This window comes from Brachybacterium sp. NBEC-018, assembly GCF_024860185.1.
In the GTDB taxonomy this organism is placed as follows: domain Bacteria; phylum Actinomycetota; class Actinomycetes; order Actinomycetales; family Dermabacteraceae; genus Brachybacterium; species Brachybacterium rhamnosum.
Map to the genome: position 1 here is coordinate 398470 of NZ_CP100650.1, position 26805 is coordinate 425274.

Genomic DNA, 26805 nt, shown 5'->3' on the forward strand with positions numbered 1-26805 from the left:
CGGTCAGTCTTCGAGGGTGATCAGCGTCTTCCCGCCGGGGGCGACGATCCGCACCCCGGGCCCGAAGGTCGCGTTCTGGATCTCGTGCTCGAACACGTCCGAGGAGATCATCGCCGCGAGCACGGCCGCTCCCCCGTTCCGGAAGAGGAACAGCTGGGTGGAGGACAGGTAGTACTCGCCGTTGAGGAGCTCGCCCCCGGCGGCCTCGTTCACCCGCTCCGCCGTCGCCCCTCGGGGAAGACGAGCAGCTCGTCGAAGTCGACGTCGGTGACGTCGGCGAGGGCGCGTACACCGCCGTCCTCCCACAGCTCGCCGATCACGTCGTCGATCTCGCTCCCCGAGGTCAGCTCGACGGGGCTCGCCGTCGCCTCCCCGCCGGACCGGGACCGGCGGCCGCAGCCGGTCGTCGCGGCGATCGCGGCGACGAGGAGGGCGCGGCGCGGGAGAGGAGGGCGGTCCGTGCTCCGGACCGCCCTCCTCCCGTCCGCCCGCTGCGGGATCACACGAACGCGCTGACCCCGGTGATGCGGCGGCCCACGATGAGCGACTGCATGGTGTCGGTGCCCTCGTAGGTGTGCAGGGCCTCGAGGTCGCTGCGGTGGCGCACCACGCGGTTCTCGAGCAGGATCCCGGAGCCGCCGAGGAGGTCGCGGGCGTCGGCGGCGATCTCGCGGGCGGCGCGGGTGTTGTGCACCTTGGCCAGGGACGCCTGCTCGGGCAGCAGGGTCCCGGCCGCCTCGAGCTCGGCGAGGCGCACGCAGTACAGCTGCATCGAGGTGAGGGTCTGCAGCATGTCCGCGAGGCGCACCTGCACGTGCTGGGCCTTCGCGAGCGGGCGGCCGAACTGCACGCGGGTGGTCGCGTGCTCGAGGGCGGCCTCGTAGCAGGCGGTCGCGTGGCCCAGGGCGCCCCAGGCGACGCCGGCGCGGGTCGCGAAGAGCACGCGCGAGGTGTCCTTGAAGGAGCGGGCGCCGGGCAGGCGCGCGTCCAGCGGGAGGCGCACGTCGGTCAGGCGGATGTGCGCCTGGTGGATGGCGCGCAGGGCGACCTTGCCGCGGATGATCTCCGCGTCGTAGCCGGGCAGGGACTGGTCCACGAGGAAGCCGGAGACCTGGCCGTCGAGGGCCGGGTCCGACGGGTCCTGGACGCGGGCCCAGACGACGGAGACGTGGCCGCCCGCGCCGTTGCCGATCCAGCGCTTCTCGCCGCTGAGCACCCACTGGTCGCCGTCGCGGCGGGCCATGGTCTCGAGCGAGACGGAGTCGGAGCCGTGGGTGGGCTCGGTGAGGGCGAAGGCGCCGAGCTCGGTGCCGGCGGCGAGGGGGTCCACCCAGCGGGCCTTCTGCTCGTCGGAGCCGAGCAGCGCGATCGAGCGGAGGGCGAGGCCGCCCTGGACGCCGACCATGGTGCCGAGCGAGCCGTCGATCCGGGAGAGCTCCATGTTGACCAGGCCGGTGGCGAGCGGGCTCAGGTGCCGGTGGCCGGGGAGCTCGAGGCCGTCGGTGAAGAGGTCCTTCTCGCCGAGCGCCGCGAGCAGCTCGGTGGGGTACTCGTAGTCCTCCCACGCCTGGTTCAGGCGGTCGAGGTGCACGGCGAAGGAGCGGGCGTCGGCCCACGCCTCGAGGTCCTCACCATCGACCTGCTGGAAGAGGGCGACGTGGTCCGCGGGCGGCGGGAGCAGCTCGGCGGGGGTCGCGGCGGCCGGGTCCGGCGCGCTCACGACGGGGGCGGAGCCGATGCTCGTGCTCTGCTCGGTGCTGGTCATCAGGACATCCTCTCGACGATGAGGGCCATGCCCTGGCCGCCGCCCACGCAGAGGGTGGCCAGGCCCAGGGAGGCGTCGCGCTCCTGGAGGCCGTGGATCAGGGTGGTGGTCATGCGGGCGCCGGTGGAGCCCCAGGGGTGGCCGAGGGCGATCGCTCCGCCGTGCACGTTGAGCTTGTCGTGGTCGATGCCGAGGTCCTCCGCGGAGGGGATGACCTGGGCGGCGAAGGCCTCGTTGAGCTCGACGAGGTCGATGTCGCCGATGCTCATGCCGGCGAGCTCGAGGGCGCGGCGGGTGGACTCCACGGGGCCGAGGCCCATGATCTCGGGGCTGAGGCCGGAGACGCCGGTGGAGACGATGCGGGCGAGCGGGGTGAGGCCCAGCTCCTTCGCGCGGACGTCGGACATGATGACGAGGGCGGCGGCGCCGTCGTTCAGGGGACAGCAGTTGCCGGCGGTGACCGTGCCGCCCTCGCGGAAGACAGGGTCGAGCCCGGCGACGGCGTCGTAGGTGACGCCCGCGCGCGGGGAGTCGTCGGCGGAGACGACGGTGCCGTCGGCGAGGGTGACGGGGGTGATGTCGCGGTCGAAGAACCCGGCGGCGCGGGCGGCCTCGGCGCGGTTCTGGGAGCGGACGGCGTACTCGTCCTGCTCCTTCCGGGAGACGCCGCGCAGCTCGGCGACGTTCTCGGCGGTCTGCCCCATGAGGATGTACGGATCGGGCAGCTGGCCGTCCTCGCGCGGGTCGTGCCAGGGGGCGGGGATCGCGCGGGAGGCGCGGGCGTCGGTGCGCTCCCAGGCCTCCTGGAACAGCGGGTCGCGGGCGTCCTCCTCCATGAGCTTGCCGGTGCTCGTGGAGATCGACTCGACGCCCGCGGAGATCACGGTGTGCGCCTCGCCGGCGCGGATCGCGTGGAAGGCGGCGCGGGTGGTCTGGATCGAGGAGGCGCAGAAGCGGGTGACGGTCGCGCCGGGGACGGTGTCCAGACCCAGGCGGATCGCGACGGTGCGGGCGAGGTTGCCGCCCTGGTAGCCCTCGGGGATCGCGCAGCCGAGCTGGAGGTCGTCGATGGTGGCGGGGTCCAGCGCGGGGACCTGGTCGAGGGCCGCCCGGATCATCTGACCGGCGAGGTCGTCCGGGCGGACGTCCTTGAGGGAGCCCTTGCGGGCCCGGCCGATCGGGGAGCGGGCGGCGGACACGATGACGGCCTCGGGCACGAGGGTCTCCTTCGACGACGGTGTCTGGATGGGCGCGGGGCCCGTCGGGCACCGCGAATGTACCCGATACTAGCGGTTCTAGATAACTCCGCAAGAGGCCGACGACGGGGCCGCGGCCCGACCCCGGACCGATGGTGGCCTAGCCTTGCGCGCAGGGGCACGACACGACGGCTCCGACGCCGCTGCCCGCCGACGAGCCCGAGGACGCCCGACCGTGACCACTCCCCTGCCCACCGACCTGCCCGCGACGACCCCGGGGGCGCGCGCGTGATCCCCGTGCTCGTGGGCGCCGCGGTCGCCCTGGTCGTCGGCATCATCGGCACGTACTTCTACACCGGGCTCGCGAAGCGCAGGGGCTGGGCCCAGTACGTCCGCGCGGACGGCCCCACCAGCCACCACTCCAAGCGCGGCACCCCGCAGATGGGCGGCATCGCGATCTTCGGCTCCGCCCTCGCCGGGTACGCCGCGGCGCACCTCGTGACGTGGACGGCGCCGTCGGTCTCCGGGCTCCTCGTCCTGTTCCTCATGCTGGGGCTCGGCGTCATCGGCTTCCTCGACGACTGGACGAAGATCCGACGCGAGCGCTCGCTGGGCCTGAACTCCGGGCAGAAGCTCGTGGGGCAGACCGTCGTCGCGATCGTCTTCGGCATCCTCGCGACCCGCTTCGCACGCGACGGGCTCACCCCCGCGAGCCACCGCATCTCGCTGGTGCGGGACACCGGGATCGACCTCGCCGTGCTCGGCGCGGTCGCCGGCACCGCCCTGCTCATCGTGTGGATCGTCCTCATGATCACCGCCACCAGCAACGGCGTGAACCTGACCGACGGGCTCGACGGCCAGGCCGCCGGCGCGGCCGCCATGGTGCTCGCCGCCTACACGCTGATCGGCATCTGGCAGGCGCTGAAGTCCTGCGGGAACCTCGCGACGGCCGGCTGCTACGACGTGCGCGACCCGCTCGACCTCGCCGTCGTCGCCGCCTGCGTGGGCGCCGCCTGCATCGGCTTCCTGTGGTGGAACACCCCGCCCGCCGCGCTGTTCATGGGGGACACCGGATCGCTCGGCCTCGGCGGCGCGCTCGCGGGCCTCGCGATCCTCAGCCGCACCGAGCTGCTGCTCATCGTGCTCGGCGGCCTCTTCGTCTTCGAGACCGTCACCGTGATCCTGCAGGTGAGCGTCTTCAAGGCGACCAAGCGCCGCAACGGCGGCGTGGGGAAGCGGCTGTTCCTCATCACCCCGATCCACCACCACTTCGAGCAGCTCGGCTGGAGCCAGGTCACCGTCTCCGTGCGCTTCTGGATCATCAGCGCCGTGTGCGTCGCCGCGGGCCTCGGCCTCTTCTACGGCGAGTGGGTGCTGCTCGCCTCCTGAGCGGCACCCGCCTCGCCGCCCTCCCGCTCACCGACCGCCGAAAGTCACCGTCTCCGCCGTCAGGGCGCGGCAGCGCTCGGACAGGGTGATGCCGAGGCCCGGGCGGTCCGGGACGAGCATGCGGCCGTCACGGGTCTCGAGGCGCTCCTCGAACAGCGGGTCCAGCCAGTCGAAGTGCTCGACCCACGGCTCACGCGGGTATGCCGCCGCGAGGTGCAGGTGGATCTCCATCGCGAAGTGCGGGGCGAGCTGCAGGCCGGCGTGGTCCGCGAGCGCGGCGAGCCTCAGGAACGGGGTGATCCCGCCGACCCGCGGCGCGTCCGGCTGGATGATGTCGCAGGCGCGCGCGTCGATGAGGCGCACGTGCTCGGCGACGGAGGCGAGCATCTCCCCCGTCGCGATCGGGGTGTCCAGCGCTCGGGCGAGGTCCCGATGCCCCTCGACGTCGTACGCGTCCAGCGGCTCCTCGATCCAGACCAGGTCGAACTGCTCGAGCCAGCGGCCCATCCGCAGGGCCGTCGGCCGGTCCCACTGCTGGTTCGCGTCGACCATGAGCGGGGCGTCCTGGCCGATCGTCTCGCGCACGGCGGTGACGCGGTCGCGGTCGACGGCGGCGTCGGGATGGCCCACCTTGATCTTGATGCCGCCGATCCCCGCCTCGAGGGAGCGCGCGGCGTTCTCCCGCACCTCCTCGAGCGGGGCGCTGAGGAAGCCGCCGGAGGTGTTGTAGGTGCGGACGGAGTCGCGATGCGCACCCAGCAGCCCGGCGAGCGGCAGCGAGGCCCGCTTCGCCTTCATGTCCCACAGGGCGACGTCGAGCGCGGCGAGCGCCTGGGTGGCGAGGCCGGAGCGGCCCACCGAGGCGCCGGCCCACAGCAGCCGGTCGTAGAGCCGCGGGATCGCGGAGGGGTCCTCCCCGATCAGCAGCTCGGCGACCTCCTTCGCATGCGCGTACTGGGCGGGGCCGCCCGCGCGCTTGGAGTAGGAGAAGCCGACGCCCTCGTGGCCCTGCTCGCTGCGGATCTCCGCGAAGAGCAGCACCACCTCGGTCATGGGCTTCTGCCGCCCGGTGAGCACCTTCGCGTCGCTGATCGCGGTGGGCAGGGGCAGCACCACGCTCGAGAGGGTCACTTCGCGGATGCGGTCCGGGGTCGTGGTCGTCATCGGGTCTCCTGGGAGGTCGTGGCGCCGACGGTGGCGGGCTCCTGCTCGCGCACGAGGCACGGGCGCCGGGGGTCGAAGGTCCAGCCGGGCACGAGGTGCTGCATGCCTGCGGCGTCGTCGCGGCCGCCGGTGCCCGCGATGCGCTCCCGGAACAGGGTGTGCGCGGCCTCGAGCCGCTCCCGGTCGATCTCGACGCCGAGGCCGGGGACGGCGGGGTCCACCCGGATCTCGCCGCCGCTGATCCGCGGCGGCGCCGCCGTCAGCTGCTCGACGCCCTCCTGCCAGATCCAATGCGTGTCCAGGGCGTTGTACTCGCCGGGAGCGGCGGCCCCGCAGTGGGCGACCATCGCGAGGGACACGTCGAAGTGGTTGTTGGAGTGGCAGCCCCAGGTGAGCCCCATGTCGTGGCACAGCTGGGCGACGCGCACCGATCCCTCCATGGTCCAGAAGTGGGGATCGGCGAGCGGGATCGAGACGGACTGCAGGGCGATCGCGTGGGCCATCTCCCGCCAGGTGGTGGCGACCATGTTGGTCGCGGTGGGCAGTCCGGTGGCGCGGCGGAACTCGGCGAGCACCTCGCGGGCGGAGAAGCCGCCCTCCGCCCCGCAGGGGTCCTCGGCGTAGGCGAGGAGCCCCTGGGCGTCCCGGCACAGCTCGATCGCCTCGGCAAGGGACCAGGCGCCGTTGGGGTCCAGGGTGATGCGGGCGTCGGGGAAGCGGTCCTTGAGCGCGCGGATCGCCCGCATCTCCTCGGCACCGGCGAGGACACCGCCCTTGAGCTTGAAGTCCTGGAAGCCGTAGCGCTCGTAGGCGGCCTCCCCGAGGCGGACGATCGCCTCCGGGGTGAGCGCCTCCTCGTGTCGCAGCCGGTGCCAGGGGTCCTCCGCGTCGGGCTCGCGCAGGTAGTCGAGGTCGGTGCGGTCCGGGTCGCCCACATAGAAGAGGTAGCCGAGGGTCCGCACGCTCTCGCGCTGCTGACCCTCGCCGAGGAGCGCCGCGACGGGCAGCCCGGTCCACTTCCCGAGGAGGTCGAGCATCGCCGCCTCGATCGCGGTCATGGCGTGCACGGTGGTGCGCTGGTCGAAGGTCTGGTCACCGCGCCCGCCCGCGTCCCGGTCGCCGAAGGCCTCGCCGATGCGGCGCAGCACATTGCGGCGGTCGGCGAGGTTCGCTCCCTCGACGAGCTCGCGGGCCTCCTCGAGGGTGCGGGTGATGGCCGCGCCGCCGGGGACCTCGCCCACGCCGGTCTCGCCGCGCGAGTCGGTGAGCAGCACGATGTTCCGGGTGAAGAAGGGGCCGTGGGCGCCGGAGAGGTTCAGCTCCATGCAGTCGCGGCCCGCGACCGGGAACACCTCCATGCGCGCGATCGTGGGGGCGGTCATCGGGTCTCCTCCCGGAGGGTGCGCCCGGCGAGGCGCTCGTAGTAGGTGGCGAGCGCGGAGTGGTCGTCCCGCGCGTGGCCGTCCACGGAGATCGCCGTCATCATCTCGCGGACCGCGGCGGTGAGCGGGAGGGGGGCGCCGCTGCCGTGGCCGGTGTCGAGCGCGTTCTCGAGGTCCTTGATGTGCAGGTCGATGCGGAAGCCCGGGGCGTACTCCCCGGCGAGCATCTTCGGGGCCTTCTGCTCCATGACCGTCGATCCGGCGAGCCCGCCGCGGATCGCGTCGACGACGGCGCCCGGGTCCACGCCGGCGGAGCGGGCGAGCACGGCGGCCTCCCCGAGCACGGCGATGTTCACGGCGACGATCGCCTGGTTCGCGAGCTTGGCGATGGTGCCGGCGCCGATCGGCCCCACGTGCGTGACGGAGGCGCCCATGACCTCGAGGACGGGCCGCGCCCGCTCGAGATCCGCCTCCTCGCCGCCCACCATGAAGGCGAGGGTGCCCTCGATCGCCCCGGGCTCGCCGCCGGAGACGGGCGCGTCGAGCATGGCCACGCCGCGCTCGGCGAGCCGCTCCTGCAGGCGGCGGCTCACGGCCGGCGCGATCGAGCTCATGTCCACGAGCAGCGTGCCCTCGCGGGCGCCGACGAGCACACCGTCCTCACCGAGGACGACCGACTCGACGTCGGGCCCGTCGGGCAGCATCGTGAGCACGAGATCGGCGCGCTCGGCGACCTCGCGGGGCGTCGCGGCGGTCGCGGCGCCCTGCTCGGCGAGCGCCTCCATGGCGGGGGTCGAGCGATTGTGGACCACGAGCTCGTGGCCCGCCTCCAGCAGGTTCGCGGCCATGGGGCGGCCCATGATGCCGAGTCCGATGAAGCCGATGGTCGTCATGTCGGGGTTTCCTCTCTGTCGGGCGGATGCGCGTGGCGGTTCAGGCGGGGACGACGAGGCTCAGCAGCAGCACGCCGCCCAGCCCGAGGATCGCGAGCACCGTGGTGTAGCTGGTGCGGGTCTTGATCGCGTCGGTGAGGTCGAGGTTGAAGTACTCCTTGAAGAGCCAGAAGCCGGGGTCGTTGACATGGCTGACGGCGATCGACCCGCATGCGGTGGCGAGCACGGCGAGCTCGGGCGAGACGCCGCCGGCGGCGACGAGCGGGGCGGCGATGCCGGCGGCGGTCGACACGGCGACGGTCGCGGATCCCAGCGCGATCCGCAGGATCACCGCGATCAGCCAGGCGAGCACGAGCGGGTTCACGGACCAGTCGCCCACGAGCCCGGCGATGTAGTCCCCCACCCCGGCCGCGGTGAGCACCTCCTTGAAGGAGCCGCCCGCGCCGACGACGAGGATGATCATGGCCATCGCCTTCGCCCCGCCGCCCATCGAGCTCGCCACCTCGACCAGGCTGTGGCCGAGCCGCGGGCCCAGCGCCCAGGTGGCGAGGACGAGGGAGAGCAGCAGGGCGACGGTGGGCTCGCCGATGAAGGTGACGATCGCGCCGAGGGTGCTCTCGCCCGGCGCGAGCAGCTCGTAGACCGCGCCGCCGGCGATGAGGACGACCGGGATCATCGCGATCGTGACGGAGAGGCCGAGGGAGGGCATCTCCTCCTCCGCGAACTCCTTGTCCGAGACGAGGCCGACGGGGATCGAGGGGTCCAGCTTCCGCACGAAGGGCAGCCGCGGCCAGGTCATCGCGATGAGGGCGCCGGCGGGCAGGGCGATCAGGAGGCCGAGAAGCAGCGTGGTGCCGATCGAGGCGCCGTACAGGCCGGCGACGGCCGTGGGCCCCGGGTGCGGCGGCAGGAAGCTGTGCATCGTGGAGAGCGTGATGGACATCGGCAGGGCGATCCAGAGCAGCCGTTTGCCGGTGGTGCGCACGAGGGTGAAGGCGACGGGGACGATGATGATGAAGGCGACCTCGTAGAACATCGTCCCGCCGATGATCACCGAGGTGACGATCATGGCCCACTGCACGCCGCGCTCGCCGAAGGCGCGGGTGAGGGACAGGGCGATGCGCTGGGCGGCGCCGGCGTCGCCGAGCACGCGGCCGATCATCGCGCCGAGGCCGATGACGATGAGGGTCGAGCTGAGCTGACCGCCCAGCCCGTCCTCGATGAGGGCGGGGATCGCCTCGAGGCCCGCGCTCTCCCCCTCGTAGGTGAGGTTCCCGGTGATGACGGCCCAGAGGCCGACGAGACCGGAGACGAGCAGGAGGGCGACGAAGCCGTTGAGCTTGAGCCGCGTCATGAGCACGACGAGGAGCACGACCGCCAGGGCGACGATGACCAGGGGCATGGGATTCCTTCCGCTGCGGGGGACGGGCCGGGGTCAGCGGGCCTGCAGGCCCGTGACGACCTCCTGGAGCTCGGCCCGCAGGGCGGGGTCGACCTCGCGGGCGGGGGCCGCGCAGGTGCCGGCCTCGACGCCGGCCGCACGGAGCCCCTCCTTGAGCACGAGCGGGAACGTCGCCCGGTCCACGAGGGCGCGCAGCGGGATCAGGGCCTCCTGGAGGGCGGCGGCCCGGTCGAGGTCGCCGTCACGGACGGCGTCGTAGATCCCGGCGACGACGTGCGGGGCGATATTGCCCGTGGAGGCGATGGCGCCGTCGGCCCCGGCCTGCAGCGCGGGGAGGATGCGGGCGTCCATGCCCATGAGCACGCAGAAGCCCTCGGGCCGCTCGGCGAGGATGCGGTGGAGGCGCTCGAGGTCCCCCGCGGAGTCCTTGAGACCGATGATCCCCTCGACCCGGGACAGGCGCAGGACGGTCTCGATCTCGAGCGTCACGTGGGTGCGGCCGGGGTTGTTGTAGAGGAGGACGGGCAGGTCGGTGCTGCCGGCGATCGCGGTGTAGTGCGCGACGAGCTCACCCTGTGTGGGGGTCATGAAGTAGGGGGTCAGCACGGAGAGCGCGTCGACGCCGCCCACCTCCTGGACCATGCGGGCGGTGCGGATGCAGTCCGGGGTGGTGATCTCGCTGGCGCCCGCGTAGACGGGGACGCGGCCGGCGACGTGCTCGACGGTCACCTCGACGACCCGGCGCTTCTGCGCGTCGCTCAGGGCGTAGATCTCGCCGCTGCTGCCCAGCACGAAGACGCCGTGGGAGCCGCCGTCGATGACGTGGTCGAGCACCCGTCGCAGGGCGTCCTCGAGGAGGCGGCCGTCCTCGTCGAGGGGGGTGACGAGGGCGGGGATGCTGCCGTGCGGGCTGCTCATGCGTCTGCTCCGATGCAGGGGATGATGGATGTCTCTACGTTCACATATGTGGACAGCGTGACACAAGAGTGTCGCGAAGATTCCTCCCTGGAGCCCCGATCACCCACCGGGCGACGGCTACGATCGGCCCATGGGGAAGAACGAGAAGCCCGCGGCGAGTCGGCAGCCCGCCGCGCGCGAGGTGAAGTCCGCCGCCCGGACCCTCGAGGTGCTCGAGTACCTCGCCGGCCGCCAGGGCACGCTCACCCGCCTGCGCGAGGTCGCCGACGCCCTCGGCGCCCCCCGCTCCTCCACCTACGCCCTGCTCCAGACCCTCGTGGCCTGGGGGTGGGTGCAGACCGAGCCGACGGGCACCTACTACTCGATCGGCATCCGCGCACTGCTCGCCGGCACGAGCTACATCGACCGCGACCCCAAGGTGCGCCTCGCCCACCCGATCCTGGCGGACGTCCGCGCCGAGCTCGGCGAGACCGTGCACCTCGCCCGCCTGGACCGCGACCAGGTCGTCTACCTCGCGACCGTCGAGTCCCACGAGTACGCGCGGGTCATGCCGCGCGTGGGCCGGCGCCTGCCCGCGGTGCACACCTCACTCGGCAAGGCGATCCTCGCGGAGAACCCCGCCGCGGTCCCCGCGGAGCTCGCACCCCCGCTCACCCGCCATTCGCACACCGACCTCGCGGACCTCGAGGCGGACCTCGCCGCGGCCCGCGAGCGCGGCCACGCCGAGGACGTCCAGGAGAACACCGAGGGCCTGCGCTGCTTCGGCTTCGCCCTGCGCTACGACGACCCCGTGGTGGACGCGATCAGCTGCTCCGTGCCCCTGGACCGGCTCACCCCGGAGCACGAGGCCCGGATCATCGCGGTGATGGAGTCGGCGCGGGCCCGCATCGAGGAGTCCGCCCCCGTCGTCACCCCGCCCACGGCCTGAGCCGACGGAGGAACGTGCTGGTCACCACACGTTCCGTGCGCAACACCGGCGCCCCGCGACAGCCTCGGCAGCGCTACGCTCCGGCACCATGAACGACGCCTCCGCCGAACCCATCATGTCCTTCCGCACCCGCAAGTGGGTGCGCCCCGAGGACCTCAACGCGAACGGCACGCTGTTCGGCGGCAGCCTCCTGCGCTGGATCGACGAGGAGGCCGCGGTCTACGCGATCATCCAGCTCGGGCAGCAGCGCGTCGTCACGAAGTACATGTCCGAGATCGTCTTCGTCTCCTCCGCCCGCGAGGGCGACATCGTGGAGATCGGCCTCGTCGCCACGGCCTTCGGCCGCTCCTCGCTCACGATGCGCGCGGAGGCCCGCAACCTGTTCACGCAGAAGAGCATCCTCACCATCGAGGAGATGGTGTTCGTGCACGTCGACGAGCGGGGCCGCCCCGCGCCCCACGGCTTCACCGAGATCACCTACGACCGGGACCGCGTCCCGGCCCGTCACCGCGCCTCCGAGGCGGAGGGGGCGTCGGCCCGGTCGTGAGCGCCTGCTGAGCCGAGCCGGTCGAGCCCGCGGGCCGCGACGAGCGACGCCGCCCCCGCCATGCCGGCGGCCAGGAGCAGCGCCGCAGCGGCCCGCCCCGTCCCCACCAGTCCGGCGAGCGGGGCGTTCAGGAGCGCGGGCGGCAGCAGCTGGACCACGGTCATGAGCGACTGGAAGCGGATCATCCGGTCCCGGGGCGCCTGCCGCAGCAGCGTCGGCGCGACATGCGTCGTGAAGACGGCGGTCCCCGCGCCCACCAGCACCGCGAGCGCGACGGCGGGGCCCGCCCCGACGGGGAGCGCCAGCGCCGCGAGCGCCGCGCAGACCACCGCCGGACCCCCGACCAGGGGGATCCCCAGTCGGGCGATCGTGCCGGTGGCCGAGATCAGCAGCGTCACGGCGAGGGTGCCCGCCGCCCATCCGGCCTCGAGCAGGCTCGCCTGGCCGGCCGACCAGCCGTGGGAGCGGGCCATGCTCGGCAGGACGACGGCGACGGCGGGGAGCACCGCCGCGCACACGAGCGCCACCGCGAGGAGCAGCGGTCCCAGGCGCAGGGCATGGACGGACCGGATCCCCTCGGCGAGCGCGACGAGAGTCCCCGGAGCGGGGGCGGCGGGAGCCGCACCCGCATCCACGCGCAGGCGGATCACGCCGAGCACCAGCAGCGACAGGGCGACGACCAGGGCGTTGAGCCCGAGGATCGCCGCCAGCGGGAGCGCGGTGATCGCGAGCCCGCCGAGGCCGACGCCGAGGATCCGGGCGGCGTGGAGGCTGCCCGAGATCCGCGCCAGGGCGCGGGCGAACTGCCCCTCGTGAGCGATCAGCAGCCGAGGCAGCACGACCGCGGCGGGCTGCTGGAACGCCCCCACCACCGCGTTCACGCCCGCAGCGAGCGCGAGGAAGGCGATGCCCGTCGTGAGCAGCGAGAGCCCGGCGAGCGCCGCGAGGCACACGAGCCGGACGACGGTGGTGACCAGGAGGAGCCTGCGCGGGCCGTGCCGGTCGCCGAGCACCCCTCCGAGGAGCGTGAGGAGGATGCGGGACACCACGGAGAGAGTGCTGACCAGCGCGACGGCGAGGGGGCCGTGGCCCGTCGCGATCCAGATGAGGGCGAAGGCGAGCATCGCGTCGCCGGTCGCGGAGAGGGTCGAGACCGTCCACCAGAGGTGGAAGCGGGCGGGGAGCCGACGGGCGGCGGGGGCGGGTGCAGGGCGCGGGGGCATGCGCGTCACCCTGAGCCTTCAGGTCACTCGAAGGTCAAGCGCGCATCGGCATCACGAGGCAGGTCATGGCGTCCTGGACCGGGGTGTGGACCCGCACCGGGGTGCTCGCGTCGACGACGCCGAGCAGGACCACCGCGCCCTGGCAGATCGACACGGCGGGGGCGAGGAGCGCGGCCTGGAGGCGGAGCCGCAGCGGGCCGTCCTCCTCGCGCAGCGGGGACGCCCACCCCTGCAGGACAGGGCCGTCGTCGACCAGGATCTCCGCCCCGGTGGCACCGACGTGCAGATCGACGTGCCCCGGGCCCTCCGCCCGGTCCTGCTCCGCCGCGCGGGCTCGGAGCTGGGTGACGAGCTCGGCCGCGGCGAATCCCGCGACGGCGCGCAGGGGCGGCTGCGTCGAGACGAGCAGGCTGAGATCGGGGACGTCGCGCTCGACTGCGGCGGCCTCCACGAGGACCACGTCGTGCAGCGGATCGAGGAGACGGAGCCGTCGGCCGTCGACCCGGACCTCGACCTCCGCATGCCGCGCGACGGTCGCCGCCGCCGCGGCCGCGACCGCCGCCGTGGTCATCGCGCGCGCCGTGCCCTCCGCGACGGCGGGGTGCAGCGTGCGCGAGGCGAGCTGGTAGCGGTCGGTGGCGAGGAGCTCGAGGTGGCCCTCCCGCAGGTCCCACACGACCCCGGCGACGTCGTCGGCCGCGCGGGACGTCGCCGGGAGGACCTGCTCGATCGCCGAGGCGAGCACGGGGCCCGGCAGCACCGCACGGGCGGACGGCGGCGACGGGGGCGCCGGGCGGACGCTCTCCCGGAGCGCGGCGAGGTCCTGCTCGCGCTGCCGCGACCGGGAGCTGTGCCCCGCGATGATCGCGTCCACGAGCCGCACGGCCTCGGGCGGCGCCGCGTCGAGGATCTCCCGCATCACGGGCACCGGCACACCGGCGGCGCGCATCCTTCCCACGAGGACCCCGGCCGCGATCTGCGACGGGGCGTAGTAGCGGTAGGCCGTGACCGGGTCGACCTCCGCGGGCACGAGCACACCCTCGGCGGCGTAGAAGCGCAGCGCGCTCCCGGGCACCCCCACCGCGCGGGCGAACGTGCTGATCGTCAGGAGCCGCTCGTCGTCCACCCCGGCATCCTGGCACAGCGGTGAGGTCCCCTCACTCCCTCCATCACCTTCGAGGGCTCATCCCGCCTCGCTGCCGTCGCGGAAGGTCGCGCGGTAGGCGGTCGGGGAGGTCCCGACGATCACGCCGAAGTGCCGCCGCAGGTTCGTGTCCGTGCCCAGGCCCGTGGCCTGCGCGATCCGGGTGACGGTGAGGTCGGTGGCCTCGAGGAGCTCGCGGGCGCGGTCGATGCGGGCGCGCAGCACCCACTGCAGCGGGGTGAGGCCGGCGTCGGCCGTGAAGCGCCGGGAGAAGGTGCGCGGGGAGACGTTCGCGCGCCGGGCGAGGGCCGCGAGGGTGAGGTCCCCGCCGAGGTGCTCGAGCGCCCAGGCGCGGGTGCGGGCGAAGTCGTCGCCGAGGGGCTCGGGGATGCTGCGGGGCACGTACTGGGCCTGCCCGCCGCTGCGGTAGGGGGCGCTCACGAGGCGCCGCGCGACCTGGTTGGCGAGGGCGACGCCGTGGTCGCGCCGGACGAGGTGCAGGCACAGGTCGATGCCGCTCGCGGCGCCCGCGCTCGTGAGCACCTGGCCGGCGTCGACGAAGAGCACGTCGGCGTCGACCTCGACCTGCGGGTACCGCTCCTGGAGGACGTGCGTGTAGTGCCAGTGGGTGGTGGCGCGCCGGCCGTCGAGCAGCCCGGCGGCGGCGAGGGTGAAGGCTCCGGTGGAGATCGCGGCGATGCGGGTGCCGCGCTCGTGGGCGGCGCGGAGGGCCGCGATCACGGCGGGCGGGGTGGTGACGGTGGCGGGGTCGCGGAACCCGGGGACGAGGATCGTCCCGGCCCGCTCGAGGGCGTCGAGCCCGTGGCCGACGGCGTAGGCGAGGCCGTTCCAGCCCTCGACGGTGCCGGCCCGTTCCGCGCAGACCTGCACCTCGTAGGGCATGCCGGGCCGCTTCGCGAAGACGTGCGCGGCGATGCCGACGTCGAGCGCCTTCGCGCCGTCGAGGACGAGCACCGCCACCCGGTGGTCGGCGCCGCTCACGGGCGGCCGACGATCAGGCGCAGGGACCCATGGAAGGCGGGGAGGGTGCGCAGGTCGCCGTGCCGGGCGTCCCAGACCCCGGAATCGAGGTCCGCGCGCAGGGTGCGCACGAAGCGCTCCTCGACCTCCGCGCCGACGAAGCTCCACGCGGAGTTCGCGCGCCGCGCCCCGGGGTCCAGCAGCATCTCCGGGCGCCCGTAGTACGCCTCGGAGAAGCCGTCGACGCAGGCGAGCGGGATGGGCAGCGCGTGCACCTCGACGCTCCCGCCGAGGCCCTCGCACAGCGCCTCGATCGCGGGATAGCGGCCGGCCTCCGTGGCGATCACCTCCAGGGCGTACTCGGTGATCCACGAGCGGTCCAGTGCCGCGGGGTCGCAGGTGAGGACGACGACGGGGCCGCGGGTGACGCGCCGCAGCTCCGCGAGGCCGCCGCGCAGGTCCTGCCACTGGTGCACGGTGAAGGAGGCGAGCGCGGCGTCGAAGGCGAGGTCCTCGAAGGGGAGCTGCTCGGCGACCGCGTCGATCACCGGGGCGGAGCCCGCGGGTCGCTGCGCGCGCATCGCGGCGCTCGGCTCGACGGCGGTGACCTCGAGATGGTCCGGCTCGTAGGACCCGGCGCCGGCGCCGACGTTCACGAGGGTGCGCGCCGGCCCGAGCGCCTCCCGGATCGCGGCGGCGAAGGCCGGCTCGGGGCGGCGGTAGCGGGAGTAGCCGGGGCCGATCCGGCCGTAGTCGGCGTCCCCGGCGCTGCCGTCGAGTGGCTGGCCGGGGGTCGTCGCGCTGCGTTCGAGGTCCATGACGCCATCCCACTACGGCTCCCCGCCGTGCACCATGTGCCGCGCGGACGCCCACCGCACGGATCGCGCCAACGGGCCCGTCGGCCGGGGCTCCGCTACGTTGACCCGATGGAGACGATCCTGCTGGTGCGGCATGCGGAGGCGGACGGGCACGACGGGGAGGACCCGCCGCTCGGCCCGCGCGGCATGCGGCAGGCGGGCCTGCTCGGGGAGCGGCTCGCGGGCACCGGGGCGACCCGGCTGCTGCACGGGCCGCGGCGTCGTGCCCGGCGGACGGCGGAGCTCCTCGCCCCGCACCTGGGCCTCACCCCCGAGGAATCCGCCCTGCTCGAGGACCGCACCCCGTTCCCCTCCCCCGACCGTCGGGACGACTACCCGTCGCACCGCGAGGACTTCCTGCGCCAGGTTCCCCTCGAGGAGCGCGACGAGGACGGCGCGGCCCTCGCCGCCGCCTGGGAGCGGCTGAGCGCCCCGGGCGGGGCGGGCACCCTGGTCGCCGTCACGCACGCCTTCGTGGTGGGCTCCTTCGTGGCCCGGGCGCTGGGCGCCCCGCCGGCCGCCTGGATGCAGCTGCCGATCGCGAACGCGAGCCTCACCGCGCTGCGGCGCCGGCCCACGGGCGAGTGGTCCGTCCTCGGCGTGAGCGACGTCGGGCACCTCGTGGGGGTCTGAGGAGCGAGTCCCTCAGGCGAACAGGTCGAGCAGGCGGCGGCACTTCGGCGGGTCCCGGGTGAGCCCCTGGTCAAGGCCCCACAGCAGGTAGGACAGGGAGCGGAGCACGATCCAGGCACGGGCCCGCTCCCCGGGGACGCCGGCGCGGCGCGCGAAGACGTCCACGAGGCGGCGCAGCTCGGCGTCGTCCGCCACCTCGTCGAGCCGGGACCAGAGCACCCGGGCGAGGTCGTGCTCGAGGTCGCCGCGCAGGAGGACCGGGTCCACCACGAGCCACGGCTCCCGCTCCCCAGCGAGCACCTGCTCGCAGTGCAGGTCCCCGTCCACCGCGTCCCCTCCCGGCGGCAGGGCGGCGAGCTCGGCGGCGAGGCCCAGCGCGGTCTCCAGCTGGCGCCGGGGCACCGGGCGGCCCTGCCGCTCCCAGTCGCGGGGGAACTCCTCGAGGTGGGCGGCGGCGATCCGGGCGGTCGAGGTCGCGCCGGGCGGCGCCGGGACCGCCATCCGCGCGGCGAGGTCCGCGATGATCGGCACGGCCTCCCCCAGCGGCACGGACTGCAGGCTGCGGGCGGAGAGCCGCTCCAGGAGCATCGCCCGGGCCGGGACGTCGGCCTCGAGCAGCCGCACTGTCCCCCGCCCGTCCCACCAGCGCAGCGCCTCCGCCTCGCGGGACACGTCGTCCCCGGGCGGGGCCAGGCGCAGCACGGCCGCCTCGGCGCCGCGCCGCACGGGCACCACGAGGGCGTTCGAGCCGTGGAGCGGGCCGCCGTCGACCTGCAGGTCCCAGCGTCGGCACTGCTCCGCGACAAGGGACGGGAGGCGGTCCAGCCACTCCCGGCCGGCGGCGTCGTGCCACCAGCGGGGCATCTCGCGGAAGGCGAGGGGGACGGTGATCATCGCAGCAGGCCACCAGGGCAAGCGGCAGGGGTCAAGCGGATTGCCGTCGGCCCGCCCGCCACGGGAGGAACAGGCCGGAGAGGATCAGGCCGACGACGCCCACGAGCAGACCGCCGCGCACCCCGATCCCGGTCGCGACCAGTCCCCCGAGCAGGGCGAACAGCGGGGCGGCGCCGCGGGAGGCGAGCGTGAACGCGGTGGTCACCCAGGTCATCACGGCGTCGTCGGTCGCCTCCATCCGGACCGCCGTGTAGACGGGGCGGAACACGCCGGCGAAGGTCAGCAGGAGGAAGGTGGAGACGACGTAGACCACGAGACCCGCGGTGCCGCCCGGCAGGAACGGCAGGGCGAGGACGGGCACGCCGCGCAGGACGGCGGAGCCGACGAGGGTGCGGTGCTCCCCGAGCCGCCCGCTCACCCGCGGCGCAAGCCACGAGCCGAGCAGGCCTCCGAGGCTCGGCAGGGCGAGGGCGATCCCGAACTGCCAGGCCGGCAGGTCCAGGCCGCGTAGCAGCAGCACGAGCTCGAGCGGTCCGATCCAGGCGATGAACGCGGCGAAGAGCGAGGCGTTGATCAGCAGCGGCCGCAGCGTGCGGTCCCGGAGGGCGACGGTGAACCCGGCGCCCGCCTCCGCGAGGAAGCGGCGGTCACCGGGGGCGGGCGGGTCCGGCTCCGGGCGTCGGATCCGGCTGATCCCGAGCGCCGAGGCGAGCAGCCCGATCGCCTGCACGCCGAGGGTGACGGTGCTGCCCAGCAGCTGCACGATCGCCCCGCCGAGCATGGGCCCCAGCGAGGTCAGCAGCCAGAACGTGGACTCCAGCTTCCCCAGGGCCTCGGTACGCCGCTCCTTGGGGACGAGGTTCTTCAGGTGTGCGGCGGAGGCCCCGCCGAAGACGATCCCGCCGAGCGCCCCCACCGCGGAGACGGCGACCAGCTGCCCGAACGTGAGGACGCCGAGCAGGGCCGCGACGGGCACCGAGAGGTACAGCAGTGCTCGGACCACGTCCGCGGTGATCATCACCGGGCGCTTCCGCCGCGCCTCGAGGAACGGCCCGATCGGGAGCGCCAGCGCCGCGCCCACAAGGCCGGCGACGGCGGTGAGCAGGGAGACCTGGAAGGTCGTCGCCTCGAGCGTGCGCACGGCGATCAGCGCGAGGGCGCCCATGGCGATCGCGGTGCCGGCGTCGGACGCGGCCCGCGCGAACCACAGCAGGTGGAAGTCGCGGTCCAGCGGCGGCGCCGTCCCGGATCCGGCGTCCGTCGTCTCCGTCATCTCCGTCGTCATCCGCGCCCCTCCGCTCGCCCCGAAGGGCCGATGCTAGGGCGCCCGTGCGGCGATCAAGCCGTCGGCGCGCCGGGCGGGCGGGCGCGGTCAGCTCGGCTGCGCGGCCCGCGCTCGCTCCATCGCCGCGTCGAGGGCGCCCTGGGCCGTCACGAGATCCTCGATGAGGGAGGAGAGCCGCTCGTGCTCGGCGGCCATGCGGTCCAGCGCGGCCCGCGAGTTGTCCGCGCTCGGGGAGTCGACGCAGGGCAGCAGGTCGAGGATGGTGCGGCTGGAGAGGCCGGCGTCGAACAGCCGCCGCAGGAAGAGGACCCGCTCGACGTCCTCCTCGCAGAAGTGCCGCTGACCGCTCGGGCTGCGGCTGCTGCTGAGGAGCCCCTGCTGCTCGTAGTAGCGCAGCGATCGCACGCTCGCGCCGCTGCGCGCGGAGAGCTCGCCGATCCGCATGGTCATCACCCTCTTGCCCCTGACATTGATGTCAGGTCCTAGCGTAGCGCCGCGCCCGGGGAGACGGTCAGGAGCAGGTGCTCCGACGCCGCCCGGACGCAGCCATCACCGCACGAAGGAGCAGCACATGTCGATCATGATCACCGGAGCAAGCGGCCAGCTGGGCAGCCTCGTCGTGGAGAGCCTGCTCTCCGCCGGAGTCCCCGCGGGCGGCCTCGTCGCGACGGGCCGCGACGTCTCCCGCCTCGAGCCGCTCGCCGCCCGAGGAGTGCGGACCATGTCCCTGGACCTCGCCGACGAGGAGCTGCTGCGCACCGCGTTCCTCGGCGTCGACCGCCTGCTCCTGGTCTCCACGACCACCGTGGGCGAGCGCTTCGACCACCATCGCCGCGCGATCGACGCGGCCCGGGCGAGCGGCGTGGGGCGCCTCGTCTACACGAGCACCGTCAACGCGGAGACCGCCCGGATGCGCCTCGCCGACGAGCACCGCCGCACGGAGGAGCACATCCGGGCGAGCGGCGTCCCGTTCACGATCCTCCGCAACGGCTGGTACCTCGAGAACTACACGAGCCAGCTCCCCGCGATCCGCGAGCAGGGGACGCTGTGGGGCGCGGCGGCCGACGGCAGGGTCAGCGCCGCCGCCCGGAGCGACCTCGCCGAGGCCGCCGCCGCGATGCTGACCGGCGACGGTCACGAGGGCAGGACCTATGAGCTGGGCGGGGAGGCGTTCACCCTCACCCAGCTCGCCGCGACGATGAGCGAGCAGCTCGGCACCCCGGTCACCTACCGGGATCTCCCGGTCGACGAGTACGCGGCCGCGCTCGCACACGCGGGACTGCCCGCCGAGCTCGCGGAGGTGCTCGCCGATGCCGACGCCGGCCTCGCCCGCGGTGAGCTGCACACCGCCTCGGACGATCTCGCCCGGCTCATCGGCCGGGCGCCGACGACGCCCGCGCAGGCGATCCGGGCGGCGCTGGGTCAGGGCTGATCGGTTCCGCCCCGTCTCACCGCGCCGTGCCGCCGAACTCCTCCGCGTAGCGCGCCCGCCGCTGCGCCTGCTCGACCGGGTCCGGCACGGGGAGGGAGGCGATGAGGCGGCGCGTGTAGTGGTGCTGCGGGTCGTGGAGCACGTCCGGGCCGTGGCCCTGCTCCACGAGTTCGCCGCGCAGGAGCACGCCGATGCGGTGGGCGAGGGAGTCGACGACGGCGAGGTCGTGGGAGATGAACAGGGCCGCGAAGCCCAGGCGTTCCTGCAGCTCGCGGAACAGCTCGAGCACCGTGGCCTGCACGGACACGTCCAGCGCGCTCGTCGGCTCGTCGGCGATGAGCAGCTCGGGGCCGAGCACGAGGGCGCGCGCGAGGGACACGCGCTGCCGCTGCCCGCCGGAGAGCTCGTGCGGGTAGCGGCGGGCGTAGGCGCCGGGCAGCTCGACGGCGTCCAGCAGCTCCTGCACCTTCGCCTCGCGCTGCGCGGCGCCGAGGCCCTTCTCGTGCACGACGAGCGGCTCGGCGATGCACTCGGCGATCGTGAGGTGCGGGTTGAACGAGGTGGCGGGGTCCTGGAAGACGAAGCCGATGCGCCGGCGCACGGGCCGGAACGCCTTCTCGCGGATCCCGTTCATCTCGTGGCCGAGCACCTGCAGGCTGCCGCCGCTGGTGCGCTCGAGCCCGGCGATCGCGCGGCCGATGGTCGTCTTGCCGGAGCCGGACTCCCCCACCAGGCCGTACACCTCGCCGGCGCGGATCTGCAGGTCCACGCCGTGGACGGCGCGGAACGCGGGCCGGCCCAGCCGCCCCGGGTACTCGATGACGAGGTCCTTCGCGGTGACGACGGGCTCCGCCTGCTCGATCGCCTGCTGCCGCTCGGGGTCCAGGGCGCTCCAGGCGCTGTTCCGTCCCAGGTGCGGGACGGCGGCGAGCAGCTGCTTCGTGTAGTCCTCCTGCGGGCTCGCGAACAGCTCGCGGGTCGCGGCCCGCTCGATCACCTTCCCGTGCCGCATGACGGCGACGGAGTCGGAGAGGTCCGCGACGACGCCCATGTTGTGGGTGATGAGGATGATCGAGGTGCCGAAGCGGTCCCGCACGTCCCGCAGCAGGCCCAGGATCTCCGCCTGCACGGTGACGTCGAGGGCGGTGGTGGGCTCGTCGGCGACGATGAGCTCCGCCCCGAGGGCGAGCGCCATCGCGATCATGATGCGCTGCTTCTGGCCGCCGGAGAACTCGTGCGGGTAGCGGTCGATCCGCTCCTCCGGGTCGGGGACGCCCACGGAGGCGAGCGCCTCGACGGCCTCGGCGCGGATCTGCCTGCGGGTGAGCTTCGGGCGGTGCGCGCGGAGCCCCTCGCCGATCTGCCACCAGATCGGGTAGACGGGGTTCATGGCGCTCGAGGGCTCCTGGAACACCATGGAGACGTCCTCGCCGCGCAGGGCCCGCAACCGGGCGCCGCGCAGGCCCACGACGTCGGTCCCGGAGACGAGCACGGCCCCGGTCGCGTCGGCCGTCTCCGGGAGCAGGCCGAGGATCGAGCGGGCGGTGACGGACTTGCCGGAGCCGGACTCGCCGACCACGGCGAGGATCTCCCCGGAGGCAACCTCGAGGCTCACGCCGTCCACGGCGTGCACGTCCCCGGCGTCGGTCGCGAAGTGCACGTCGAGGTCGCGGATCGCGAGCCGCGGCTCGACCCGTGCGCGGTCCTCGGCGCGAGGCGTGGCGGCGGTCATCGTCGGGCTCCCTTCCGTCGCCGGCGGGAGCGCAGGCGCGGGTCGTCGAGGTCGTTGACGGACTCGCCCACGAGGGTCACGCCGAGCACGGCGGCGACGATCCCGAGGCCCGGGAACAGGCCGGTCCACCAGATGCCGGAGGTGGCGTCCGCCATCGCCCGGTTGAGGTCGTAGCCCCATTCGGCGGCGCTCGTCGGCTCGATGCCGAAGCCGAGGAAGCCGAGCGCGGCGAGGGTGAGGATCGCCTCGGAGCTGTTGAGGGTGAAGATCAGCGGCAGCGTGCGGGTGGCGTTGCGCAGCAGGTGCGTGCCCATGACCCGCCGGTGCGGGGTGCCGATGACCTTCGCGGCCTCGACGAAGGGCTCCGCCTTCAGCCGCACCACCTCCGCGCGGATCACGCGGAAGTACTGCGGCACGAACACCACGGTGATCGAGAGGGCCGCGGCGAGGATGCCGCCCCAGGCGCTCGACTGCCCGCCGGAGATGACGATGGACATGACGATCGCGAGCAGCAGGGACGGGAAGGCGTAGATCGCGTCCGCGAGCATGACGAGGATCCGGTCGAGCCAGCCGCCCACGTAGCCGGAGATCAGCCCCAGCAGCACGCCGAGGAACAGGGAGGCGACGACCGCGCAGGCCATGACGGCGACCGCGGTGCGGGTGCCGAAGACGACGCGCGAGAGCACGTCGTAGCCGGCGACGGTGGTGCCGAGCGGGTGCGCGGCCGAGGGCGGCTGCTGCGTGCCGAAGGCGGTCCCGCCCGCCGACGTGGCCGCGAAGGGGTAGGGCGCGATCAGCGGGGCGAGCAGCGCCGTGAGCAGGAGCCCCGCGACGAGCACGAGGCCCGCGATCAGCATCCCCCGCTGCAGGCCGACGCTGCGGCGCAGGTGGGAGACGATCGGCAGGCGCAGGTACCAGGGGGCGTGGGCGGTCGCGGCGACCGCGCCGGCCTGCACGGCGACGGACTCGTCGCCCTGGAGGCCGCCGTCGGCGCCGGGAGGGGCCGGGTTCGGGATCGTCATGTCAGTACCTCACGCGGGGGTCGATGAGCGCGGCGATCACGTCGACCAGGAAATTGGAGACGGCGACGATGACGGCGAGCATCATGACGATGCCCTGCACGGCCACGTAGTCGCGGGCCGCCATGTACTCGGCGAGCTGGTAGCCGAGCCCCCGCCATTCGAAGGTGGTCTCGGTGAGCACGGCGCCGCCCAGCATCATCGCGACCTGCATGCCCATCACGGTGATGATGGGGATGAGGGCCGGGCGCAGGGCGTGCCGGGTGGTCAGGCGGGACTCGGCGACGCCGCGGGAGCGGGCGGAGTCCACGTACGGCATCTCGAGCGTGCCGATCATGTTCGTGCGCACCAGGCGCAGGAAGATCCCGCCGGTGAGCAGGCCCAGTGCCACGGCGGGCAGCGCGGCATGGCGCAGCACGTCGCCGATCAGCGCCGGGTCCCCCAGCCGGAGCGCGTCCAGCAGGTAGAAGGGGCTGGGGTTGAGGATCGAGCCCATGGTGCGCTCGCCGCCCGTGGAGAGGCGGCCCGCGACGGGGAACCAGCCGAGGCCCACGGAGAACACGAGCTTGAGCAGCAGGCCCACGAAGAACACCGGGGTCGCGTAGCCGAGGATCGCGAGGACCCGCAGGGCCAGGTCGCCCCAGCGGTCGCGGCTGCGCGCGGCGATCATGCCCAGCGGCACGCCCACCACGAGCGCGACGACGATCGCGTAGAGCACGAGCTCCGCCGTCGCCCCGCCGTACTGCAGCAGGATCGCGGAGACCGGCCGGCCGTCGGTGTAGCTGGTGCCGAAGTCACCGCGCAGCACCCCGCCGAGGTAGTCGAGGTACTGGATGATCAGCGGCCGGTCGTAGCCGGCCTCGGCACGACGGGCGGCGAGCTCGTCCGGGGTGAGGCGGCCGCCCAGGGCCGCCGTGATCGGGTCGCCGGTGATCCGCATGAGGAAGAAGACGACCGTCATGAGGATGAGCACGGTCGGGATGATGAGCAGGAACCGGGTCAGCACGTACCGCCCCAGCCCCCCGCCGCTCCGTCGGGAGGAGCGGGAGGGGGCGGAGGCGGCGGGCCCGGGCTGCGTCTCGGCGGCCGCGGTCACTTCGACAGCGGGACGAGGCGGAACTTGAAGGAGGAGTCGAGGGTGACGCCCTGGAGGTCCTTCGTGGACACCGCGATCTGCGAGCCCTGCAGCAGCGGCAGGGTCGAGACGTCCGCGGCGACCTTGTCCTGGATCTCGACGAAGGTCTTCTCCCGCTCGGCGGCGTCGGCGATGCCGCGCTGCTTCGCGATGAGGTCCTGCACCTCCGCGTTGTCGTAGTGGTTGACCAGGAAGTTGTCCTTGATGAAGAACGGGGAGAGGTAGTTGTCGGCGTCGGAGTAGTCCGGGAACCAGCCCAGCTGGTACGCGGGGTAGACGTCGGCGGTGCGGTCCTCGGAGTACTGCACCCACTCGGTGGACTGCAGGTCCACGGCGAACAGGCCGCCCTCCTCGAGCTGCGCCTTCACCGCGGCGTACTCGTCGCCCGAGGAGGAGCCGTAGTGGTCGGGGTTGTACTGCAGGGACAGCTGCACGGGGATCTCGACGCCCGCGTCCTCGAGGCGCTTCTTCGCCTTCGCGGCGTCCGGCCCGCCGGAGCCGTCGCCGTAGAGGTCCTGGAACTGGGTGCCGGCGCCCGGCAGGCCCTCCGGGATGTACGAGTACAGCGGGGTGTAGGTGTCCTTGTAGACGGAGGTCGCGATGGCCTGGCGGTCGATGAGGTCCGCCGCCGCCTGGCGCACGGCGAGCGCCTTCTTCTCGTCGGCCTGCTCCGTCTTCGCGCCGTAGGGCTGGGTGTCGAAGTTGAAGACGATGTAGCGGATCTCGCCGCCGGGGCCGTCGTGCACGGCGACCGCGTCGTCCTTCTTGAGGTCCTCGACGTCCGTCGCGGAGAGCGAGCGGAAGACGGCGTCGACGTTGCCCTGCTGCACGTCGAGCTTCATGTTGTTCTGGTCCGCGTAGTAGGAGATCGCGACGTCGGAGGTCTTGGGCGTGCCGTACAGGCCCTGGTAGCCGTCGAAGGCCTGGAAGGAGGCGAGCTCGTTGAGCTTCCACGAGGTCAGCTGGTACGGGCCGCAGAACGCCTTCGCGGCGACGATCTCGTCGTCGGAGAGCACCTTGTCCGCGGGGAAGACCTCGGAGTCGACGATCGGGCCGGCGGGGCTCGAGAGGATGTACGGGAAGGTCTGGTCGTTGGGCTCCTTGAGGTGGAACTCGACGGTGAGCTCGTCGACCACGTTCACCGAGTCGAGGTTCGCGAGCAGGCTCGAGGGGCCGTTCGGGTCGGCGATCGCGATCTGCCGGTCGAAGGTGTGCTTGACGTCCTCGCTCGTGAGCTCGTTGCCGTTCGCGAAGGTGAGGCCGGACTTGAGCTTCACGGTGTAGACGGTGTCCGAGGTGAACTCGGCGGACTCGGCGAGGTCCGGCTCGGGCTTGCCGTCCGTCGAGCCGATCTTGGTGTTGAGCAGGCAGCCGTAGACCTGGGTCCAGACGACGGAGGAGCCGTTGTCGTACGCGGCGGCCGGGTCGAGGGCGGTGACCTTGTCGGTGGTGCCCACGGTGAGCGCGGAGCCGCCGGCCCCTCCCCCGTCGCTGCCGCCGGACTCCGTGGTCTTCGCGCACGCGGCGAGCAGCAGCGGCACGCCTCCCATCGCGATCAGCATCGAACGTCGGCGGGGCGTGAGGGCATCGAACATGGGGTTTCCTCCAGGGGACCGTGGCGCGGGGATGACGCACGCGGGGCAGATGACCGTGTGACGTGGGTCCCACGCCATCGGTGGTGGGGAACGCTAGCACCGGAGCGCGGCGCGGGAGACCGCTGCGGCGTCCTGCGGCACCTTGTTTCCGGATCGTGACGTCCCATGGCCGTTCATGACATGCGGGCGAAGCGGGACGGGGTGGGACACGGGCCGCCCCGGGATCAGACCCCGGGTGGAGCGGGCCGCCCCGCCGGGAGGACGCGACGACCGGGGCCGACGGCGGAGGGTGGGACCCATGAGAACCTCACGCATCGCCACCAGCCGCACCGGCACCCGCGACCAGGGAGCCCTGATCACCTACCGTCCGCTGCCCGAGTCCTACGGCGACGCCGCGCTGCTGCGCGCCGTGCGCCGCGCCCGTCGCCGCGCCGAGGCCGCGGGCATGGACCCCTCGCTCGTCGAGGTCGACGTGGACGCGCTGCGCCCGGCACGCCGGCCCCGGCGGGAGCGGAGCACCTCCCGCGGCGACGAGGTCCGGCGCCGCGGGGCCCGCCCGCTCGGTGCGCTGCTGCAGCCCCGCCACCGGCACGCCTAATATCCCGGGCATGACCGACCCGCTCGCCGACTCCCGCACGGACTACCTCGCCGGAGCCCTCGCCGACGACGCCCCGCAGAGCCCCTCCGCCCTGCTCGGCATCTGGATGCAGGAGGCGCTCGACCGCCACGAGCAGGTGGGCGACCTCCCCGACCCGACGGCCGCCGTGCTCTCCACCGTCGCGCTCGACGCGGACGGCTCCCCGCGGCCCCGCTCCCGGACCGTGCTCGTGAAGGGCCTCGGCGAGGACGGCGACGCGCTCACCGCGACGCTGTACACGAACCGCGACTCCGCGAAAGGCCGCGAGCTGGCCGCCGTGCCGCGGGCCGCGCTGCTCCTGCCCTGGTACGCCCTGCAGCGGCAGGTGCGGATCGAGGGCACCGTCGCGCCGCTCGACGACGACGCCTCGGACGCCTACTTCGCGCGCCGCCCGCGCGCCTCGCAGCTCGGCGCCTGGGCCTCCCGGCAGTCCGCACCGATCACCTCGCGCGCGGAGCTCGAGGCGCAGCTCGCGGAGGCCGCCGCGCGCTTCGAGGGGGCCGACGTGCCGCGCCCGCCCTTCTGGGGCGGCTACCGGATCACCGCGGAGCGCGTGGAGTTCTGGCAGGGCCGCTCGGGGCGCCTCCACGACCGGATCGCGTACACGCTCGGGGAGGGCGGCTGGACGCGGGAGCGCCTGCAGCCCTGAGGCCC

General features: G+C 73.8%; 27 protein-coding genes. 7 read left to right on the plus strand and 20 right to left on the minus strand.

What is annotated here, in order from left to right:
- Nucleotides 1-3: 3 nt before the first annotated feature.
- Genes NLU66_RS01830 through NLU66_RS01845 form a run of 4 tightly spaced genes read right to left on the minus strand, consistent with a single transcriptional unit; the run spans nt 4 to nt 2982 of the window.
- Nucleotides 4-213, minus strand: a complete 210-nt coding sequence (locus NLU66_RS01830; protein ID WP_259361250.1) for a hypothetical protein — start codon at nt 211-213, stop codon at nt 4-6.
- Entirely contained in the window at nt 210-503 is a 294-nt protein-coding gene (locus NLU66_RS01835; RefSeq protein WP_259361251.1) for a hypothetical protein, read from the minus strand. Before NLU66_RS01835 ends, NLU66_RS01830 begins: the two co-directional genes overlap by 4 nt.
- The gene (locus tag NLU66_RS01840) at nt 500-1765 is read right to left on the minus strand and encodes an acyl-CoA dehydrogenase family protein (protein ID WP_259361252.1); all 1266 of its coding nucleotides are present in this window, start codon (nt 1763-1765) and stop codon (nt 500-502) included. Before NLU66_RS01840 ends, NLU66_RS01835 begins: the two co-directional genes overlap by 4 nt.
- Complete coding sequence (locus NLU66_RS01845) at nt 1765-2982, minus strand: acetyl-CoA C-acetyltransferase (protein WP_259361253.1); 1218 nt, start codon at nt 2980-2982, stop codon at nt 1765-1767. The genes NLU66_RS01840 and NLU66_RS01845 overlap by 1 nt, the downstream gene beginning before the upstream one ends.
- Before the next feature lie 267 nt (nt 2983-3249).
- On the opposite strand from NLU66_RS01845, the gene mraY reads away from it, so the two are divergent.
- On the plus strand, nt 3250-4350 hold the full coding sequence (gene mraY / locus NLU66_RS01850) for a phospho-N-acetylmuramoyl-pentapeptide-transferase (RefSeq protein ID WP_259361254.1): 1101 nt from the start codon (nt 3250-3252) through the stop codon (nt 4348-4350).
- A 27-nt stretch (nt 4351-4377) separates the two neighbouring features.
- Here the strand turns inward: mraY and NLU66_RS01855 are convergent, their stop codons facing one another.
- The 5 genes from NLU66_RS01855 to NLU66_RS01875 are packed head-to-tail and all read right to left on the minus strand — an operon-like array spanning nt 4378 to nt 10109.
- Nucleotides 4378-5514: an L-talarate/galactarate dehydratase gene (locus NLU66_RS01855; RefSeq protein WP_259361255.1), complete on the minus strand. Its 1137-nt coding sequence runs from the start codon at nt 5512-5514 to the stop codon at nt 4378-4380.
- Nucleotides 5511-6896 carry a glucarate dehydratase family protein gene (locus NLU66_RS01860; RefSeq protein WP_259361256.1) on the minus strand — a complete coding sequence of 462 codons (1386 nt, stop codon included), beginning with the start codon at nt 6894-6896 and terminating at the stop codon, nt 5511-5513. Before NLU66_RS01860 ends, NLU66_RS01855 begins: the two co-directional genes overlap by 4 nt.
- Complete coding sequence (garR, locus tag NLU66_RS01865) at nt 6893-7789, minus strand: 2-hydroxy-3-oxopropionate reductase (protein ID WP_259361257.1); 897 nt, start codon at nt 7787-7789, stop codon at nt 6893-6895. The genes NLU66_RS01860 and garR overlap by 4 nt, the downstream gene beginning before the upstream one ends.
- Before the next feature lie 40 nt (nt 7790-7829).
- The gene (locus NLU66_RS01870; protein ID WP_259361258.1) at nt 7830-9191 is read right to left on the minus strand and encodes a gluconate:H+ symporter; all 1362 of its coding nucleotides are present in this window, start codon (nt 9189-9191) and stop codon (nt 7830-7832) included.
- A 33-nt stretch (nt 9192-9224) separates the two neighbouring features.
- Entirely contained in the window at nt 9225-10109 is an 885-nt protein-coding gene (locus tag NLU66_RS01875) for a dihydrodipicolinate synthase family protein (protein WP_259361259.1), read from the minus strand.
- A gap of 130 nt (nt 10110-10239) precedes the next feature.
- Between NLU66_RS01875 and NLU66_RS01880 the strand changes: the two genes are divergently transcribed.
- Nucleotides 10240-11037 carry an IclR family transcriptional regulator gene (locus NLU66_RS01880; RefSeq protein ID WP_259361260.1) on the plus strand — a complete coding sequence of 266 codons (798 nt, stop codon included), beginning with the start codon at nt 10240-10242 and terminating at the stop codon, nt 11035-11037.
- Nucleotides 11038-11125: 88 nt separating this feature from the next.
- On the plus strand, nt 11126-11584 hold the full coding sequence (locus NLU66_RS01885) for an acyl-CoA thioesterase (protein WP_259361261.1): 459 nt from the start codon (nt 11126-11128) through the stop codon (nt 11582-11584).
- On the opposite strand, the gene NLU66_RS01890 is transcribed toward NLU66_RS01885, so the two are convergent.
- From NLU66_RS01890 to NLU66_RS01905, 4 genes are read right to left on the minus strand one after another with little or no spacing between them, the layout of a single operon-like run.
- Nucleotides 11542-12807 carry an MFS transporter gene (locus NLU66_RS01890; protein WP_259361262.1) on the minus strand — a complete coding sequence of 422 codons (1266 nt, stop codon included), beginning with the start codon at nt 12805-12807 and terminating at the stop codon, nt 11542-11544. The genes NLU66_RS01885 and NLU66_RS01890 overlap by 43 nt on opposite strands.
- 34 nt (nt 12808-12841) lie before the next feature.
- A complete protein-coding gene (locus NLU66_RS01895) occupies nt 12842-13933 on the minus strand; it encodes a MerR family transcriptional regulator (protein WP_259361263.1) in 1092 nt (363 codons plus the stop codon).
- Nucleotides 13934-13990: 57 nt separating this feature from the next.
- Nucleotides 13991-14953, minus strand: a complete 963-nt coding sequence (locus NLU66_RS01900) for a DJ-1/PfpI family protein (RefSeq protein ID WP_259361264.1) — start codon at nt 14951-14953, stop codon at nt 13991-13993.
- On the minus strand, nt 14950-15750 hold the full coding sequence (locus tag NLU66_RS01905) for a class I SAM-dependent methyltransferase (protein WP_259361265.1): 801 nt from the start codon (nt 15748-15750) through the stop codon (nt 14950-14952). Before NLU66_RS01905 ends, NLU66_RS01900 begins: the two co-directional genes overlap by 4 nt.
- Nucleotides 15751-15858: 108 nt before the next feature.
- Between NLU66_RS01905 and NLU66_RS01910 the strand changes: the two genes are divergently transcribed.
- A complete protein-coding gene (locus tag NLU66_RS01910) occupies nt 15859-16422 on the plus strand; it encodes a histidine phosphatase family protein (protein WP_259361266.1) in 564 nt (187 codons plus the stop codon).
- 12 nt (nt 16423-16434) lie between these two features.
- On the opposite strand, the gene NLU66_RS01915 is transcribed toward NLU66_RS01910, so the two are convergent.
- The 3 genes from NLU66_RS01915 to NLU66_RS01925 form a co-directional block, all read right to left on the minus strand.
- Complete coding sequence (locus NLU66_RS01915) at nt 16435-17316, minus strand: aminoglycoside phosphotransferase family protein (protein WP_259361267.1); 882 nt, start codon at nt 17314-17316, stop codon at nt 16435-16437.
- 31 nt (nt 17317-17347) lie between these two features.
- Nucleotides 17348-18589, minus strand: coding sequence for an MFS transporter (locus NLU66_RS01920; RefSeq protein WP_259361268.1), 1242 nt, complete (start codon nt 18587-18589; stop codon nt 17348-17350).
- Nucleotides 18590-18688: 99 nt separating this feature from the next.
- Nucleotides 18689-19051: a MerR family transcriptional regulator gene (locus NLU66_RS01925; protein ID WP_259361269.1), complete on the minus strand. Its 363-nt coding sequence runs from the start codon at nt 19049-19051 to the stop codon at nt 18689-18691.
- Between the two features lie 121 nt (nt 19052-19172).
- On the opposite strand from NLU66_RS01925, the gene NLU66_RS01930 reads away from it, so the two are divergent.
- Nucleotides 19173-20033: an SDR family oxidoreductase gene (locus NLU66_RS01930; RefSeq protein WP_259361270.1), complete on the plus strand. Its 861-nt coding sequence runs from the start codon at nt 19173-19175 to the stop codon at nt 20031-20033.
- A 16-nt stretch (nt 20034-20049) separates the two neighbouring features.
- Here the strand turns inward: NLU66_RS01930 and NLU66_RS01935 are convergent, their stop codons facing one another.
- The 4 genes from NLU66_RS01935 to NLU66_RS01950 are packed head-to-tail and all read right to left on the minus strand — an operon-like array spanning nt 20050 to nt 25514.
- Entirely contained in the window at nt 20050-21765 is a 1716-nt protein-coding gene (locus NLU66_RS01935) for an ABC transporter ATP-binding protein (protein ID WP_259361271.1), read from the minus strand.
- Nucleotides 21762-22787, minus strand: a complete 1026-nt coding sequence (locus tag NLU66_RS01940) for an ABC transporter permease (RefSeq protein ID WP_259361272.1) — start codon at nt 22785-22787, stop codon at nt 21762-21764. The genes NLU66_RS01935 and NLU66_RS01940 overlap by 4 nt, the downstream gene beginning before the upstream one ends.
- 1 nt (nt 22788) lies before the next feature.
- Nucleotides 22789-23880, minus strand: a complete 1092-nt coding sequence (locus tag NLU66_RS01945; RefSeq protein WP_259361273.1) for an ABC transporter permease — start codon at nt 23878-23880, stop codon at nt 22789-22791.
- The gene (locus NLU66_RS01950) at nt 23877-25514 is read right to left on the minus strand and encodes an ABC transporter substrate-binding protein (protein WP_259361274.1); all 1638 of its coding nucleotides are present in this window, start codon (nt 25512-25514) and stop codon (nt 23877-23879) included. The genes NLU66_RS01945 and NLU66_RS01950 overlap by 4 nt, the downstream gene beginning before the upstream one ends.
- A 298-nt stretch (nt 25515-25812) precedes the next feature.
- On the opposite strand from NLU66_RS01950, the gene NLU66_RS01955 reads away from it, so the two are divergent.
- Nucleotides 25813-26112: a hypothetical protein gene (locus NLU66_RS01955; protein ID WP_259361275.1), complete on the plus strand. Its 300-nt coding sequence runs from the start codon at nt 25813-25815 to the stop codon at nt 26110-26112.
- Between the two features lie 10 nt (nt 26113-26122).
- On the plus strand, nt 26123-26800 hold the full coding sequence (pdxH, locus tag NLU66_RS01960; protein ID WP_259361276.1) for a pyridoxamine 5'-phosphate oxidase: 678 nt from the start codon (nt 26123-26125) through the stop codon (nt 26798-26800).
- Nucleotides 26801-26805 lie beyond the last annotated feature (5 nt).